The following is a 15,877-nucleotide window of genomic DNA, read 5'->3' on the forward strand; positions in this document are numbered from 1 at the left end:
AAAATAGGCTCCATAAGATCCATAGGGGATTTACCCACTACAAATATTATAGAGCCAATTTTTCTGATTATCTTTTCCTTATAAAACTTTGTTTAAATATTTTTAAACATTCTTTTTGTTAAAAAAATCACAAATATTTGAAAATACAGAAAATATATTATATAATTAACCTAAATATATAGCGTGAAAAGCGCAAGGAGGATAAAATATGGCAACATTTTACGTTCCAGCAGTTAACCTTATTGGTAAAGGTGTGGTAAATGAAGTTGGGCCTTATGTTAAGGAGTTGGGCTATAGTAAGGCTCTATTGGTGACAGATAAGTTTATAGAATCAAGTGATATCTTGCCCAAAATTTTAAAACCTTTAGATGATGAAGGAATTGCTTACGTTATCTTTAGTGATGTTGAACCCAACCCTACTTGTAAAAATGTTATGGATGGGGTTGCTGCTTTGAAAGAGCACAACTGTGACTTTATTATCTCGGTCGGTGGTGGCTCTCCACAGGATGCAGCTAGCTGTATTTCTGTAATCGCGACGAATGGTGGTAAACCACAGGATTATGAAGGTTTGCATAAATCTGCTCAAAAAGGCCTTCCTGTTGTCGCTATCAATACTACTGCAGGTACATCAGCAGAAATTACCATTAACTACGTGATCACTGATGAAGAACGTAAGGTTAAAATGGTAATGGTGGATAAAAACAGTCTTGCCCTTATCTCTGTTAATGACCCTGAATTGATGGTTTCAAAACCTCAAGCTTTGACTGCGGCTACTGGTATGGATGCTCTTACTCACGCCGTTGAAGCTTTGGTAACACCAGGTGCTTATGATGTGACTAAGAAACTTTCTGTCGGAGCGATCGAACTGATTAAAGAATATCTTCCACGTGCGGTAGAAAATGGACACGACATCGAAGCTCGTGAAGGTATGGTTAATGCTATCTTCCTTGGAGGAATGAGCTTTAACAATGCTGGACTCGGCTATGTTCACTCAATGGCTCACCAATTGGGGGCTGTCTATAACTTGCCTCATGGCGTTTGCTGTGCTATGCTTTTGCCAGTCGTTGAGCGTGAAAATGCCAAACGTGTACCTGTAGCCTTCCGTAATGTTGCGAAAGCCTTGGGAATGCAAATTGAAGGAAAATCAGATGAAGAATGTGCTGCTTATGCTATTTCTGAGATTGAAAAACTTTCTGAAACTGTCGGTATTCCTAAGAAATTGACAGAACTTGGTATCGAAGAAAAAGACTTTGACTTTGAATACCTTTCTAAGAATGCCTTGATTGATGCTTGTGCACCAGGTAATCCATTCATGCCAACTTTGGAAGAAACCATTGCTTTCTATAAGGAATTGTTCTAAGGAAAGCTACTTCAGAGCCCTTGTGGAATAGTAAATTTAAGATTCTTACATTATGAATTCCTCCCGAATATTCAAATAATGTATGAGGAAATCAAATACTATTCCTATGATTTAAAGCCAATAATATTTAAGAAGAACTATCCTCGTGATAGTTCTTTTTTTGAAAATTTGATATGCTAGGATTATGAAGAAAATTAAAATCGATGTTGTAGTTGTCCCTTTAAGTGGTCATTTGTATCCAACTATGAATTTATTACTATCTCTATTAGACAATCCTCAGTATGAGATACGTTTATTTACAGGCCCCCAGAAAAAAACTGTTGCTGAGGCTGCAGGTTTTAATGTAGTTACTATACTAGAAGGCCACGTTGAGGAGTTCGAAAAAGCAGCAAATAACTCTGAGCAATTAGGAATTTTATCGGCCTATCATCAACTTTCTGCTAGTATTGATTTAATTAATTTAGTTTCTGATCAATTAATGAAAGAGTGGCAAAAGAATCGTCCAGATATTGTTATTGCTGATTTTATAACTTTGTCAAGTGGGCTCGTGGCAGATCAGCTTGGAATTCCTTGGATTACTACCATGGCTACACAATTTGTTTTAGAGACTACTGATGGCCCGCCATGTCTAATCGGTGGAATGGGGAGTCCTAAGAATGGCTGGGAAGCTTCAATACAATATGTCGGGAGAAAAGCAACCCGTTTAGTTAAACGTATTGTATCTTTTTCGTTTCGTGATCGTTTAAAGAAATATAATTTTAGACTCTATAATCAACTGGACCAAGAGACTATTTATTCTCCATATTCAATCCTTGGTATAGGGATGAAAGAAGTAGAGTTAAAAAAGGGATTTCCAGAACACTACAAGTGGGTAGGGCCCTCTGGAGCTTCTGTTGAGGCTGGAGAGGATTATCCATTAGATTTGTCGTTTTTCCCTAATCGAAAAAAGGTTTTGGTTACTTGTGGGACACAACTGGCATGGGCTAAAGATAATCTAATCTTTCAAGCGAAGCAACTAGCCAAAGCGCATCCTGATTTTCACTTTTTTGTGACTCGTGGAGTTGGTGGAGAACCTTTTCAGTGTGAGAATCTGATGGAGAATCTGTCTGTTGTTTCTTATCTTCCTTACAAAGAATACATTCCTCAGATGGATTATGTGATTCATCATGGTGGAGCTGGAATTTTTTATCAGTGTATCATTTATGGTAAACCAGCTTTGATTTTGCCTCATGATTACGACCAATTTGATTATGCCGTTCGTGGTGTGGAAGCGGGTGTTGCACTGACTGCTAATAAAGAGGATACGATAGCGATTGGCTTAGCCTTTGAGAAATTAATTGCTAAAGATGATTGGTCAGAATTAGAAATTTTACGCCAGGCTGCACAATCCTATCATCCAACAGAAATTTTGGAAAGCGAAATCCACCGTCTGTTAGCAGATAAGGAGAAAGAATGATGAAAAAAGTATTAGTTACGGGAGCCACTGGTTTCTTGGGTAAATATGTAGTAGAAGAACTAGTAGAACATGGTTATCAAGTAAGAGCCTTTGGTAGAAATAGTCAGGTAGGGCAATCCTTGGAAGACTCTTCTGTCAGTTTTTTTCAGGGAGATCTGACCAAAGCTGAGGATGTAGTAGAAGCTTGCAAGGGGATGGACATGGTTGTTCATGCTGGGGCTCTTTCAACTATTTGGGGGCCATGGGATGATTTTTATCAGTCTAATGTTTTAGGGACTAAATATGTTCTCGAGGCATGTCGCCAAACAGGTATTCAACGTTTAGTCTATGTTTCCTCACCAAGCATCTACGCTGCTCCTAAGGATCAGTTGGCAATCAAAGAAAGTGATGCTCCAGAGGAAAATAATCTCAATAACTATATACGTAGTAAATTGGCTTCGGAGAAGCTCTTTAAGGATTATCCAGATGTTCCTAGTATTATCTTGAGACCTCGTGGGCTTTTTGGGATTGGAGATACCAGCATCTTGCCACGAGTGATTAATCTTAGTCAAAAAATTGGAATTCCTTTGATTGGAGATGGGCGTCAGCTCATGGACATGACTTGTGTGGAAAATGTTGCTCTCGCAATTCGTTTAGCCTTAGAAGTCCCAGAAGCAAAAGGTGAGGTCTATAACATTACTAATGGTGAACCGAGGGCTTTTAGGGATTTGCTAGAGGAAAGTTTGAAAGGCTTGGGTTACCCAATCAAATATAGAAAAATTCCAGCATCTCTATTAGCAGGAATTGCAAGTAGTTTAGAGTTTCTTTACAAGTTCTTGAATCTGAAAGGGGAACCGCCTTTAACCCGATATACCTATTATCTACTTCGTTATAGTCAAACTCTAGATATTAGCCAGGCTAAGAGGGAATTGGGATATCGTCCGAAAATTAGTATTTCAGAAGGGATTGAACAATATGTCCAAGATTATCGAAAGCATTGAGTATTTCCCGGCTGGATACTGTACCAGTTATGCGGGTTTACTATTTAAGGGTGTCAAGAATAGAAAGATGACTTTCCCTGCAGGAGTTTTCCTTATCAAACACAGGGATAAAGGCTATTTGCTTTATGATACTGGTTATCACTATGATATTAAGACGAAACTTCGTTATGCTTTTTACCGTTTGGGAACACCCGTTCAAATGACGGAGAAGGATCAGATTTCGCATTTGCTGAAAGATAGAGGAATTAAGCTAGAAGAAATTAACTATGTCTTGTTGTCTCATCTACATCCAGATCATTTAGGAGGGGCTAGCTTCTTTCCGAATGCAACCTTTATTCTAACCCAGGAAGTGTATGATGTTTACAAGAAACCCAAACTAAAAGATTTAATTTTTAAAGAATTTTTGCCGAGTACTTTTGAGGAAAGATTGACTATCATTAAGGCAGATCAGCAAAACTCCAACTTCAATTATCGTTCCACCAATGATCTTTTTGGAGACGGGAGTATCCTTGTCTCATCTATTGATGGGCATGCAAAGGGCCAAGCCTGTCTCTTTATGCCAGATTATCGTCTCTTTATCGCAGCGGACCTTTGTTGGGGAATTGACCTTTTACCTTACACCAAACAGATGCATCTGATTCCTTCCTTGGTGCAAGATAGTAAGGCTGACTATATCAAAGGAACAGAGCTACTGGAAGAGGTGTTAAAGGATGGTATAGAAGTGCTTGTCAGCCATGACCCCATAGAAAGGATTGAGCGGATTTTGTATGAAAAAAATAACCTTTCTTAAAACTTTTATCCAAACTCGTTGGCTTCATAACTTTAAATCTCGAGAAGCCTTAGAAAGCTATCAGAAAAAGCAACTAGATGTCTATATGGAATTTCTAAAACATGAGTCACCTTATTTTAAAAATGGTGTACCCAGTGATTTTGATCATATGGATAAAGCATTTATGATGACGCATTTCAATGAGCTTAATACTCAAGGTGTGGATAGAGATGAGGCCTTGGCTTTGGCTATCGAAAGTGAAAAGACCAGAAATTTTACAGAGCTCAAGGGAGAAATAGCTGTTGGGTTGTCTTCTGGAACATCTGGACACCGGGGGCTTTTTATCACAACTGAAAAAGAGCGCAGTATGTGGGCAGCAGCTATCTTGGCAAAGATGTTGCCCAAAGGTCACCTTTTTGGACACCGTATAGCCTTTTTCCTAAGGGCAGATAATGAATTGTATCAGACCATCAATACGGCACTTATACGTTTAGAGTACTTTGATATTTTCAAGAATACAGATGAGCATATCGAGCGCCTCAACAATTATCAACCGACCATTGTGGTGGCGCCTGCTTCTATGTTGATTGAATTGAGCAAGCGTCTAAAAGCTGGGGAGTTAGTCATTCACCCACAAAAAATCGTTTCAGTAGCTGAAATCTTGGAAGATAGTGATAGGAAACGGATCGCAGAAGCCTTTTCACTACCAGTTATTGACCAGGTCTATCAAGCGACTGAAGGTTTTCTAGCTTGTACTTGTTCGGCTGGGAATCTGCATCTTAATGAAGACATCATCTTTGTGGAAAAGAACTACTTGGATGACCGACGTTTTTATCCAGTCATTACTGATTTTAAGCGGAGCAGTCAACCTGTTTATCGCTATCAACTCAACGATATCTTGGTTGAAAATCCTGAACCTTGTTCATGTGGATCTCATTACACAAGGATTGACAAGGTTGAAGGGCGTTCTGATGATATCTTCTACTTTGAAGGACTGGATGGAGGTCAGGTCACGATTTATCCTGACTTTATCAGGCGTTGCATTCTCTTTGTGGAAAATGTCGGAGATTACCAAGTTAAACAGCATTCTGAAAAGTTAGTAGAAGTTTGTCTGAGTCGAAGGGATGAGCAATTGGAAACAGCAATTACAGAGCAGTTCCAACTCTTGGCTCAACAGAAAGAGTTTAAAGCACCTGAAATTCGATTTTCAGATTATCACTGGGATACAAGCCGTAAACTCAAACGTATCCAACGTTTATGAAAGGAAAAAAAGATTATGATAAAAGTGAAAAGACATGTAGAAATTGCAGGATATGGAGTTTACCTTCCCAAAAACACAGTGCAATTTAAAGACCAAACGCGTTATCGTGTCGTAGAAAATGAAGAAACACAGCTAGATTTGGCAGAAGCAGCTATCCAAACTGCGCTTGAAAATGCAAATTTGAATATTAAAGATATTGATTGCCTTGTATCAGCTAGTGCGGTGGGTGTTCAGCCTATTCCATGTACAGCTGCTTTGATTCATGAGCGCGTGGCAAAAGGACTCTCTATCCCAGCTATGGATATCAACACGACTTGTACAAGTTTTATCTCTGCTCTATCGACGATGTCATATTTGATTGAAGCTGGAGAATACAAACGTGTTTTGATTGTTTCCAGTGAAGTCGGTAGTTTGGGTCTCAATCCAAAGCAAAAAGAAAGTTATGAACTCTTTGGTGATGGGGCGGCAGCCTTTATTTTCCAAGTAAGTGACAAGGATAAGGGAGTGATAGCAAGCCTTCAACGTACTTGGTCAGAGGGAGCCCACGATACTGAAATCCGTGGAGGTCTGACTTCTTATCAACCAAAAGAGTACTCTGAAGAAACTAAGACCAATTTCATGTTTGATATGAAAGGGAAGAAAATCCTCTTGCTTTCTGCTCGTGTCATTCCAGAAATGTTCCAAGAATTCCAAGAAAAATCAGGTATTTCTAAAGATGCTGTAGATTATATTATTCCACACCAAGCTAGCCGAGCATTACCACTTGTTATGGATAAATTAGGAGTTAGCAAAGACAAGTATCTCAATATTGTCAGTGAGTATGGGAATATGGTTTCCGTTGCTGTACCTTTTGGCTTAGCCTATGCACTCGATCATGGCTATGTGAAGGAAGGAGATACTATCTTCTTGATGGGAACTGCAGCTGGTATGACGGTTAATATGTTGACTTTGAAATTGTAAAAAAGAGCAGGCACGTGTAAGTTGCCTGCTTTTTAGATTGATTTTATAGGTAGAAGTATCGGCCTAAACAGAAAAAGCTTGCTAAGTTTTATGAAACTAAGTATACTAGAAGGTAATAAGCGTTTTCAGATAGTATATGAAGGAGTATACTTAGAAGTTGAGAGGGAGATATGGGGACAAGAAAATTTCGATTATTGATGTCCAAGTATGGCTTTAGTATTACGATTATCCTGATAGAATTATTTGTTATTTTTGGAATTATTCTTTACATGAGCCAGATTGCTCCACTTGTTTGGGTTGCTCTTGTATTTCTGGTCAGCGTGGCAACTGTTTTAGCCATTGTCAATCGTTCTATGTCTCCTGAAAGCAAGGTGACGTGGTTGATTGTCACTTTTGTTCCTGTTTTTGGTCCCTTGCTTTATATCATGTTTGGTGAGCGTCGGTTATCCAAAAAAGAATTTAAACAATTACAGGAACTTCGTTCTATCGCATCTCATGAAAAGCGCGAACATAGTCTTCATCAAGATATACAGGAAACTGATAAATCTGCTTACGGAATTATCAATGCCTTATTGCATATGGACAGTAATGCAGAAGTTTATGATCAGACAGACTCACAATTCTTTTCAAATGGTGAGGAAATGTGGCAGCAGATGCTGGAGGATTTGAAGAGGGCTGAAAAATTTATTTTTCTAGAATATTACATTGTCGAAGAAGGATTGATGTGGGATAGTATGCTCGAAGTTCTAGAAGAAAAGGCGGCTCAGGGAGTCGAGGTCAAGATGCTCTACGACGATATTGGTTGTATGGTGACTCTGCCGGGGGATTATACGGTTCATTTGCGGTCTAAAGGAATCGATGCTCATAAGTTTAATAAGGTGATTCCTCGTATGACAGTGGCCTATAATAACCGTGACCACCGAAAAATATTAGTCATTGATGGGCAGATTTCCTATACTGGCGGGATTAATCTTGCAGACGAATACATCAATCAGATTGAACGTTTTGGACATTGGAAGGATAGTGGGATTCGGATCGATGGTCCGGCGACTCAAGCCTTTACAAGACTATTTCTCATGAACTGGTACATCAACCGTGGAGAAATCAGTGATTTTGATCAGTATCATTTGGAAAATCAGACACGATCCGGTAGTGGACTTTGTATCCCATATGGCAGTGGGCCAAAACCAATCTACCAAATGAAGGTGGGTAAAATCGTCTATCAAAACCTGATTAATCAAGCGGAAGATTTTGTCTATATCACCACGCCTTATCTCATTATTGATTATGATTTGACAGAGGATATCAAAAATGCGGCTATGCGAGGCGTAGATGTGAGAATTATAACTCCATTTATCCCAGATAAAAAGTTCATCCAGTTAGTAACTAGAGGGTCTTATCCTGATCTTTTGTCTGCTGGTGTACGTATCTACGAGTATACTCCTGGTTTTATCCATAGTAAGCAAATGATTGTTGATGATCGATTTGCGGTTGTTGGGACCATAAACCTTGATTATCGAAGCTTGGTTCACCACTATGAAAATGCAGTTTTATTGTACGAAACACCATCGATTGCAGATATTCGTAAGGACTTTGAAGAGATTTTTGAAGTATCGCAAGAAATTTTTCCTGGAACAATCAAGCCTACTTGGTATCAAACATTAATCAAAGAAGTAGCTCAGTTATTCGCCCCTATGCTTTAATCGAAAGAGCTAGTTTGTCTGTATAATTAGAGAAAGAGAAGGTTTGCCGTCTCTTTTTCTGTAAGCAGTTTCCTTGACATCTTGTTTATTTTGCGTTATCATATGTCCATATAATATATGGGAGTCTGTGTACAGTCTGAGAGGAAGTGTTAAACTTCGACCGCACCTGATCTGGGTAATGCCAGCGTAGGGAACGAATACTTGGCCTAATTTTGCACCTTTTTCATATATGAAAGAGGTTTTTCTTTTTTTACAAAGAAAAACTGTAACTTAGAAGGAGGTTTTAATGAAAGCAAGCATTGCTTTACAAGTCTTACCCCTGTCACAAGGGATTGACCGCATAGCTATTATCGATCAAGTCATTGCTTATCTGCAAGCTCAAGAAGTTACTATGGTAGTGACACCCTTTGAAACGGTTCTAGAGGGAGATTTTGATGACCTTATGCGTATTCTCAAAGAAGCTTTAGAAGTGGCAGGTCAAGGGGCAGATAATGTTTTTACCAATGTGAAAATAAATATAGGAGAGATTTTAAGCATCGATGAGAAACTTGAAAAGTATCATGAGACGGCATATTAGTCTGCTAGGATTTTTGGGTGTCTTGTCTCTTTGGCAGGTGGCGGGTTTCTTAAAGCTCCTACCAAAGTTTATCTTGCCGACACCACTTGAAATCCTCCAGTCTTTTGTTCGTGACAGAGAATTTCTCTGGTACCATAGCTGGGCAACCTTGAAAGTAGCCTTGTTAGGTTTGGTCTTGGGTGTTTTAATAGCCTGTATCATGGCTGTCCTTATGGATAGTCTGGGCTGGCTAAATGACCTGATTTACCCCATGATGGTGGTTGTCCAGACCATACCAACCATTGCCATAGCTCCTATCCTGGTCTTGTGGCTCGGTTATGGAATCTTGCCCAAGATTGTCTTGATTATCCTGACGACAACCTTCCCTATCATCGTCAGTATTTTAGATGGTTTTAGGCATTGTGACAAGGACATGCTGACCTTATTTAGTTTGATGCGCGCCAATCCTTGGCAAATCCTTTGGCATTTTAAGATCCCGGTTAGCCTGCCTTACTTTTATGCAGGATTAAGGGTTAGTGTCTCCTATGCCTTTATCACAACAGTGGTATCTGAGTGGTTGGGAGGCTTTGAAGGACTTGGTGTCTACATGATTCAGTCCAAGAAACTGTTTCAGTATGATACCATGTTTGCCATTATTATTCTGGTATCGCTGATCAGCCTTTTGGGTATGAAGTTGGTTGATATTAGTGAAAAATATGTGATTAAATGGAAACGTACTTAAAGAGCGTTTTGGAAAAAGAAAAGAGGAAATAAAAATGAAGAAAACATGGAAAGTGTTTTTTACGATTGTAACAGCTCTTGTAGCTGTCGTGCTTGTGGCTTGTGGGCAAGGAACTGCTTCTAAGGATAACAAAGAAGCAGAACTCAAAAAAATTGACTTTATCCTAGATTGGACACCAAATACCAACCATACAGGCCTTTATGTAGCCAAAGAAAAAGGTTATTTCAAGGAAGCTGGAGTGGATGTTGACTTGAAATTGCCACCAGAAGAAAGCTCATCTGACTTGGTTATCAATGGTAAGGCACCATTTGCAGTGTATTTCCAAGACTACATGGCTAAGAAACTGGAAAAAGGAGCGGGAATTACCGCTGTTGCAGCGATTGTAGAACACAATACATCAGGGATCATCTCTCGTAAGTCTGACAATATCAACAGTCCAAAAGATTTGGTTGGGAAGAAATACGGAACCTGGAATGACCCAACTGAGCTTGCTATGTTGAAAACTTTGGTAGAATCTCAAGGTGGAGACTTTGAGAAGGTAGAAAAAGTACCAAACAACGATTCAAACTCTATCACACCAATTGCCAATGGTGTCTTTGACTCTGCTTGGATCTACTACGGTTGGGACGGTATCCTTGCTAAATCGCAAGGTGTCGATGCTAACTTTATGTATTTGAAAGACTATGTCAAAGAGTTTGACTACTACTCACCAGTGATTATTGCTAACAACGACTACTTAAAAGACAACAAAGAAGAGGCTCGTAAAATCATCCAAGCTATCAAAAAAGGCTACCAATACGCTATGGAGAACCCAGAAGAAGCTGCAGATATCCTCATCAAGAATGCCCCAGAACTCAAGGAAAAACGTGATTTCGTTATCGAATCTCAAAAATACTTATCAAAAGAATATGCAAGTGACAAGGAAAAATGGGGACAATTTGATGCTGATCGCTGGAATGCTTTCTACAAATGGGATAAAGAAAATGGTATCTTAAAAGAAGACTTGACTGATAAAGGTTTCACTAACGAATTTGTAAAATAATGACAGAAATTAGACTAGAACATGTAAGCTATGCCTACGACAACGAAAAGATTTTAGAGGATATTAATCTGCAAGTGACTTCAGGTGAAGTGGTCTCTATACTAGGCCCCAGTGGTGTAGGGAAGACCACTCTCTTTAACCTGATTGCAGGGATTTTAGAAGTCCAGTCAGGTAGAATTGTGCTTGACGGGGAGGAAAATCCCAAGGGGCGCGTGAGCTATATGCTACAAAAGGATCTGCTCTTGGAGCACAAGACGGTGCTTGGTAATATCATCCTGCCCCTCTTGATCCAAAAGGTGGATAAGGCGGAAGCCATTGCCCGTGCGAATGAAATCCTTGCGACTTTTCAGTTGACGGCTGTCCGGGACAAGTATCCTCATGAACTAAGTGGTGGGATGCGCCAGCGTGTGGCCTTACTTCGGACCTATCTTTTCGGGCACAAGCTCTTTCTTCTAGATGAGGCCTTTAGTGCCTTGGATGAGATGACCAAAATGGAACTTCATGCCTGGTATCTTGATATTCATAAACAGCTAGGCCTGACGACACTCATCATTACGCATAGTATCGAGGAGGCCCTTAACCTTAGCGACCGTATCTATATCTTGAAAAATCGCCCGGGGCAGATTGTTTCAGAAATTAAACTAGATTGGTCTGAAGACGAGGACAAGGAAGTCCAAAAGATTGCCTACAAACGTCAAATCTTGGCAGAATTAGGCTTAGATAAGTAGAAAGATAGGGAGTTGGTGAGGATTATTCATTACCAGCCCCTTTTTCTTTTAAAAATGAAAAAATTTCGGTATAATAGTCAAAGATAGTCAAGGTTTAAAGAGAGGTGGGTTTGTTATGAGACTTAAAAATACATCAGATCATATTGAGGCCTACATCAAGGCAATTTTAGATCAATCTGGTATTGTGGAGTTGCAACGGAGTCAGTTGGCAGATACTTTCCAGGTTGTTCCTAGTCAGATTAACTATGTGATTAAGACTCGTTTTACAGAAAGCAGGGGATACTTGGTTGAAAGTAAGCGTGGTGGTGGTGGCTACATTCGTATAGGACGGATTGAATTCTCAAACCACCATGAAATGCTTCGCGATTTACTGTATTCGGTGGGCGAAGAAGTCAGCCTAGTTATCTTTGAAGATGTTTTAAGACTCTTGTTTGAACAGGATTTAGTGACTCGTCAGGAGATGAATCTATTACTAGCAATGGCGACAGACCGAGTTCTAGGTGAGGATGCCAATCTTATCCGTGCCAATATGCTCCGACAGTTATTACAAGAGGTAGATAGAAAAGGAAAATAGAACTAAATGAAATATTCAAAAGCATTGAAAGAATGTATAGACAGTGCCTTTCTGGTCGCAAGTCATTTTGGGGCAGAATACCTAGAGTCTTGGCACCTATTGATTGCTATGGCCAATCATAGTTACAGTGTAGCTGGGGCGACTTTAAATGAATTTCCCTATGAGATTGATCGTCTGGAGGAAGTTGCTATAGAGCTGACTGAAACAAAGTATAGCGATAAGGAAAATTATCAGGAGTTGCCTTTTTCACACCGTTTGAAGGTATTGTTGTTGGAAGCAGAGCATGTAGCTTCTGTGGTGCATGCCAAGGTTTTAGGAACAGAGCACGTGCTTTATGCTATCTTACATGATGGCAATGCCTTGGCTACTCGTATTCTAGAAAAAGCGGGATTTTCTTACGAAGATCAGAAGGATCAGGTCAAGATTGCTGGACTTCGTCGTAGTCTTGAAGCGCGTGCTGGTTGGACTAGAGATGATTTGAAGGCCCTTCGTCAACGCCATCGTACGGTAGCGGACAAGCAAAATTCTATGGCTAATATGATGGGCATGCCTCAGACACCAAGTGGAGGTTTGGAAGATTATACGCATGATCTTACAGAGCAAGCTCGCTCAGGTAAATTGGAACCAGTCATCGGGCGTGACCAAGAAATCTCTCGTATGATTCAAATCTTGAGCCGTAAGACAAAAAATAATCCAGTCCTAGTTGGAGATGCAGGTGTCGGTAAAACAGCTCTAGCACTTGGTCTTGCGCAACGTATTGCCAACGGGGATGTACCTGATGAAATGGCTAAAATGCGAGTTTTAGAGCTTGATTTGATGAATGTGGTTGCGGGGACTCGTTTCCGTGGTGATTTTGAAGAACGTATGAACAATATCATCAAAGATATTGAGGAAGATGGCAAGGTCATCCTCTTTATCGATGAGCTGCATACCATTATGGGTTCAGGAAGTGGGATTGATTCGACCTTGGATGCGGCCAATATCTTGAAACCTGCCTTGGCACGTGGAACTCTGAGAACTGTCGGTGCGACCACTCAGGAAGAGTATCAAAAGCACATCGAAAAAGACGCAGCCCTTTCTCGTCGCTTTGCAAAAGTGATGATTGAGGAGCCAAGTTTAGCAGATAGTATGGCTATTTTGCAGGGCTTGAAAGCAACTTATGAGAAACACCACCATGTCCAAATTACAGACGATGCAGTCGAAACAGCTGTCAAAATGGCACATCGTTATTTGACGAGTCGTCATTTACCAGACTCAGCAATCGATCTTTTGGATGAAGCGGCAGCAACAGTGCAAAATAAATCGAAACACGCTAAACAAGAAGAGTCAGGTTTAACACCAGCTGATAAGGCCTTGATGGATGGAAAATGGAAGCAAGCAGCTCAACTCATTGCAAAAGAGCAGGAAGTACCTGTTTATAAAGATGTAGTAGAAGAATCTGATATTTTGACCACCTTGAGTCGCTTATCAGGAATTCCTGTTCAAAAATTGACACAAACGGATGCCAAGAAGTATCTCAACCTTGAAGCTGAACTGCATAAACGTGTGATCGGACAGGAACAGGCTGTATCTAGTATCAGTCGTGCTATTCGCCGTAATCAATCTGGTATTCGTAGTCATAAACGTCCAATCGGATCCTTCATGTTCCTAGGACCAACAGGTGTTGGTAAGACCGAATTGGCTAAGGCTTTGGCAGAAGTCCTCTTTGATGACGAATCAGCCCTTATCCGTTTTGACATGAGTGAGTATATGGAGAAATTTGCAGCTAGCCGTCTCAACGGAGCTCCTCCAGGTTATGTGGGTTACGAAGAAGGTGGAGAGTTGACCGAGAAGGTTCGCAATAAACCGTACTCAGTACTTCTCTTTGACGAGGTAGAAAAGGCGCACCCAGACATCTTTAATGTACTCTTACAGGTTTTGGATGATGGTGTCTTGACAGATAGTAAAGGTCGCAAGGTTGATTTCTCAAACACCATTATTATCATGACGTCAAACCTTGGTGCAACAGCCCTTCGTGATGATAAAACAGTTGGATTTGGAGCTAAGGATATTCGTTTTGACCAAGAAAATATGGAAAAACGTATGTTTGAGGAGCTGAAAAAGGCTTATCGTCCAGAGTTTATCAACCGTATTGATGAGAAGGTAGTCTTCCATAGCTTGTCAAGTCAAGATATGCAGGAAGTAGTTGAGATTATGGTCAAACCATTGATTGCAAGCCTAGCAGAGAAAGGAATTGACTTGAAACTCCAAGCATCTGCCCTGAAGCTTTTAGCTCAGAAAGGGTATGATCCAGAGATGGGGGCTCGTCCACTTCGTAGAACTTTGCAAACGGAAGTAGAAGACAAGCTAGCAGAGCTTCTCCTTAAAGGTGAATTGGAAGCTGGCAAGACTCTGAAAATTGGTGTCAAAGCTGGTCAATTAAAATTTGAAATTGTTTAAAATTGTGAGGTTGGAACAGATTGTTTCAGCCTCTTTTTTGAAAAGTTGTTGCCCAAATAGCTACTTGGAGTGTGCATTTATTTTAAGGCTTTCAAAACAGAATGCTACTGATCAGGTTTTGCATATCAAGTAAAAAAATCTTATCATGCAGCAATGTTTTTATAAAAAATAATAAAAAAGTCTTGACAAACAGAACAAGACAGAGTATAATGTAAAATATAAAAGTTTATAAAAAGGTTAAACAGATATGAAAAAGAGTATAGCGGTTGTTTTTGGCACCTTTGCTCCCTTACATCAAGGGCATATTGATTTAATCCAAAGAGCAAAACGTCAATGCGATGCTGTATGGGTGGTAGTTTCAGGTTATAAGGGAGATCGTGGTGAACAGGTGGGACTTACACTACAAAAGAGATTTCGCTATATTCGTGAAGCTTTTCGAGATGATGAGTTGACCTATGTTTGTAAACTTGACGAAAGCAATATTCCACGCTATCCGATGGGCTGGCAGGAGTGGTTGGATCAGATGTTACAGGCCATTTCCTATGACCAGACTAGTGAGGAGCTTATCTTTTTTGTAGGAGAGTCCGAATACCAACAAGAATTGTCAGAACGTGGTTTTGAGACTGTTCTACAGGAAAGAAAATTTGGAATTTCGGCTACCATGATTCGAGAAAACCCAAGTAGATATTGGAAATATATCGCTCAACCCTTCCGCCGTCAGTTTACGAAAAAAGTGTTGATTATGGGAAGTGCTAGTAATGGTAAAACAACTCTAGCCAAGGATTTAGCTCGCTTCTATGATGCGCCAGTCAGTCTGGAATATGCTCGTGAGTATCAGATTAAAAATAACGTCCGCGATGATGAGCTTACCCCAAAAGATTATTATTACCTTCTTTTGGGGCAATATGATCAAACTTCCAAGTTAATCGATAGCAATGCCAATCGAGGCTTGGTCATTGCAGACACCAACTCATTGGTAACCAAGGGTTATTACGATTACTACATGGAAACTGAAGAGCAGGGGGACTTGTCCGTAGAAACCTTTGATAATCTCTTCGTTTCCATCTTAGCCAAGGAAAAGTGGGATTTAATCCTCTTTGTGCAACCTGTCGGCTCTTATGTCAATGATGGTTTTCGAGACATGACCATGGCAGAAGACCATATCCGTCATAGTTTTTCTCAGCATTTGGATATGATGAGGGAGCAATACCTAGCCAATATCCCTCATGTTTATCTAGCTGATGACTATCTAGGAAATTATGAAGCAGCAAAAGTAGCTATCGATGCTATTTACCAAGCAGATTAGG

General features: G+C 40.1%; 14 protein-coding genes. All 14 read left to right on the plus strand.

Annotation, left to right across the window (positions count from 1 at the left end; all coding sequences use genetic code 11):
• The first annotated feature begins 208 nt into the window (after positions 1-208).
• The 14 genes from ADH81_RS00620 (at position 209) to ADH81_RS00685 (ending at position 15,876) form a co-directional block, all read left to right on the plus strand.
• Positions 209-1,360, plus strand: coding sequence for an iron-containing alcohol dehydrogenase (locus tag ADH81_RS00620; protein WP_049525755.1), 1,152 nt, complete (start codon positions 209-211; stop codon positions 1,358-1,360).
• 184 nt (positions 1,361-1,544) lie between these two features.
• Positions 1,545-2,816 carry a glycosyltransferase gene (locus ADH81_RS00625; protein ID WP_049525757.1) on the plus strand — a complete coding sequence of 424 codons (1,272 nt, stop codon included), beginning with the start codon at positions 1,545-1,547 and terminating at the stop codon, positions 2,814-2,816.
• Positions 2,816-3,796 (plus strand): NAD-dependent epimerase/dehydratase family protein, encoded by a 981-nt coding sequence (locus ADH81_RS00630; RefSeq protein ID WP_049525801.1) that lies wholly within the window; start codon positions 2,816-2,818, stop codon positions 3,794-3,796. Before ADH81_RS00625 ends, ADH81_RS00630 begins: the two co-directional genes overlap by 1 nt.
• Entirely contained in the window at positions 3,771-4,586 is an 816-nt protein-coding gene (locus tag ADH81_RS00635; RefSeq protein WP_049525758.1) for an MBL fold metallo-hydrolase, read from the plus strand. The genes ADH81_RS00630 and ADH81_RS00635 overlap by 26 nt, the downstream gene beginning before the upstream one ends.
• Positions 4,564-5,826 (plus strand): F390 synthetase-related protein, encoded by a 1,263-nt coding sequence (locus tag ADH81_RS00640; RefSeq protein WP_049525760.1) that lies wholly within the window; start codon positions 4,564-4,566, stop codon positions 5,824-5,826. Before ADH81_RS00635 ends, ADH81_RS00640 begins: the two co-directional genes overlap by 23 nt.
• A 15-nt stretch (positions 5,827-5,841) precedes the next feature.
• Positions 5,842-6,786 carry a 3-oxoacyl-[acyl-carrier-protein] synthase III C-terminal domain-containing protein gene (locus tag ADH81_RS00645; RefSeq protein WP_049525762.1) on the plus strand — a complete coding sequence of 315 codons (945 nt, stop codon included), beginning with the start codon at positions 5,842-5,844 and terminating at the stop codon, positions 6,784-6,786.
• A gap of 170 nt (positions 6,787-6,956) precedes the next feature.
• Positions 6,957-8,489: a cardiolipin synthase gene (gene cls, locus ADH81_RS00650; RefSeq protein ID WP_049525765.1), complete on the plus strand. Its 1,533-nt coding sequence runs from the start codon at positions 6,957-6,959 to the stop codon at positions 8,487-8,489.
• 286 nt (positions 8,490-8,775) lie between these two features.
• Entirely contained in the window at positions 8,776-9,066 is a 291-nt protein-coding gene (locus tag ADH81_RS00655; protein WP_049525767.1) for a thiamine-binding protein, read from the plus strand.
• Positions 9,029-9,787: an ABC transporter permease gene (locus tag ADH81_RS00660; protein ID WP_049525768.1), complete on the plus strand. Its 759-nt coding sequence runs from the start codon at positions 9,029-9,031 to the stop codon at positions 9,785-9,787. The genes ADH81_RS00655 and ADH81_RS00660 overlap by 38 nt, the downstream gene beginning before the upstream one ends.
• 34 nt (positions 9,788-9,821) lie before the next feature.
• Positions 9,822-10,829 (plus strand): ABC transporter substrate-binding protein, encoded by a 1,008-nt coding sequence (locus ADH81_RS00665; protein ID WP_049525770.1) that lies wholly within the window; start codon positions 9,822-9,824, stop codon positions 10,827-10,829.
• Positions 10,829-11,557, plus strand: a complete 729-nt coding sequence (locus tag ADH81_RS00670) for an ABC transporter ATP-binding protein (RefSeq protein WP_049525772.1) — start codon at positions 10,829-10,831, stop codon at positions 11,555-11,557. Before ADH81_RS00665 ends, ADH81_RS00670 begins: the two co-directional genes overlap by 1 nt.
• Positions 11,558-11,672: 115 nt before the next feature.
• Positions 11,673-12,131 carry a CtsR family transcriptional regulator gene (locus ADH81_RS00675; RefSeq protein ID WP_001237459.1) on the plus strand — a complete coding sequence of 153 codons (459 nt, stop codon included), beginning with the start codon at positions 11,673-11,675 and terminating at the stop codon, positions 12,129-12,131.
• A 6-nt stretch (positions 12,132-12,137) separates the two neighbouring features.
• Positions 12,138-14,570: an ATP-dependent Clp protease ATP-binding subunit gene (locus ADH81_RS00680; protein WP_049525774.1), complete on the plus strand. Its 2,433-nt coding sequence runs from the start codon at positions 12,138-12,140 to the stop codon at positions 14,568-14,570.
• A 247-nt stretch (positions 14,571-14,817) separates the two neighbouring features.
• Positions 14,818-15,876, plus strand: a complete 1,059-nt coding sequence (locus ADH81_RS00685) for an AAA family ATPase (protein WP_049525776.1) — start codon at positions 14,818-14,820, stop codon at positions 15,874-15,876.
• The last annotated feature ends 1 nt before the right edge of the window (position 15,877 follow it).

The sequence above is a fragment of the Streptococcus pseudopneumoniae genome, assembly GCF_001072925.1.
GTDB lineage: Bacteria > Bacillota > Bacilli > Lactobacillales > Streptococcaceae > Streptococcus > Streptococcus pseudopneumoniae_Q.

Coding starts and splice junctions, on each gene's coding strand:
- ADH81_RS00685 (WP_049525776.1), top strand. CDS start 14,818: ATGAAAAAGAGTATAGCGGTTGTTTTTGGCACCTTTGCTCCCTTACAT.
- ADH81_RS00635 (WP_049525758.1), top strand. CDS start 3,771: ATGTCCAAGATTATCGAAAGCATTGAGTATTTCCCGGCTGGATACTGT.
- ADH81_RS00625 (WP_049525757.1), top strand. CDS start 1,545: ATGAAGAAAATTAAAATCGATGTTGTAGTTGTCCCTTTAAGTGGTCAT.
- ADH81_RS00655 (WP_049525767.1), top strand. CDS start 8,776: ATGAAAGCAAGCATTGCTTTACAAGTCTTACCCCTGTCACAAGGGATT.
- ADH81_RS00670 (WP_049525772.1), top strand. CDS start 10,829: ATGACAGAAATTAGACTAGAACATGTAAGCTATGCCTACGACAACGAA.
- ADH81_RS00660 (WP_049525768.1), top strand. CDS start 9,029: ATGAGAAACTTGAAAAGTATCATGAGACGGCATATTAGTCTGCTAGGA.
- ADH81_RS00630 (WP_049525801.1), top strand. CDS start 2,816: ATGAAAAAAGTATTAGTTACGGGAGCCACTGGTTTCTTGGGTAAATAT.
- ADH81_RS00680 (WP_049525774.1), top strand. CDS start 12,138: ATGAAATATTCAAAAGCATTGAAAGAATGTATAGACAGTGCCTTTCTG.
- ADH81_RS00620 (WP_049525755.1), top strand. CDS start 209: ATGGCAACATTTTACGTTCCAGCAGTTAACCTTATTGGTAAAGGTGTG.
- cls (WP_049525765.1), top strand. CDS start 6,957: ATGGGGACAAGAAAATTTCGATTATTGATGTCCAAGTATGGCTTTAGT.
- ADH81_RS00645 (WP_049525762.1), top strand. CDS start 5,842: ATGATAAAAGTGAAAAGACATGTAGAAATTGCAGGATATGGAGTTTAC.
- ADH81_RS00665 (WP_049525770.1), top strand. CDS start 9,822: ATGAAGAAAACATGGAAAGTGTTTTTTACGATTGTAACAGCTCTTGTA.
- ADH81_RS00675 (WP_001237459.1), top strand. CDS start 11,673: ATGAGACTTAAAAATACATCAGATCATATTGAGGCCTACATCAAGGCA.
- ADH81_RS00640 (WP_049525760.1), top strand. CDS start 4,564: ATGAAAAAAATAACCTTTCTTAAAACTTTTATCCAAACTCGTTGGCTT.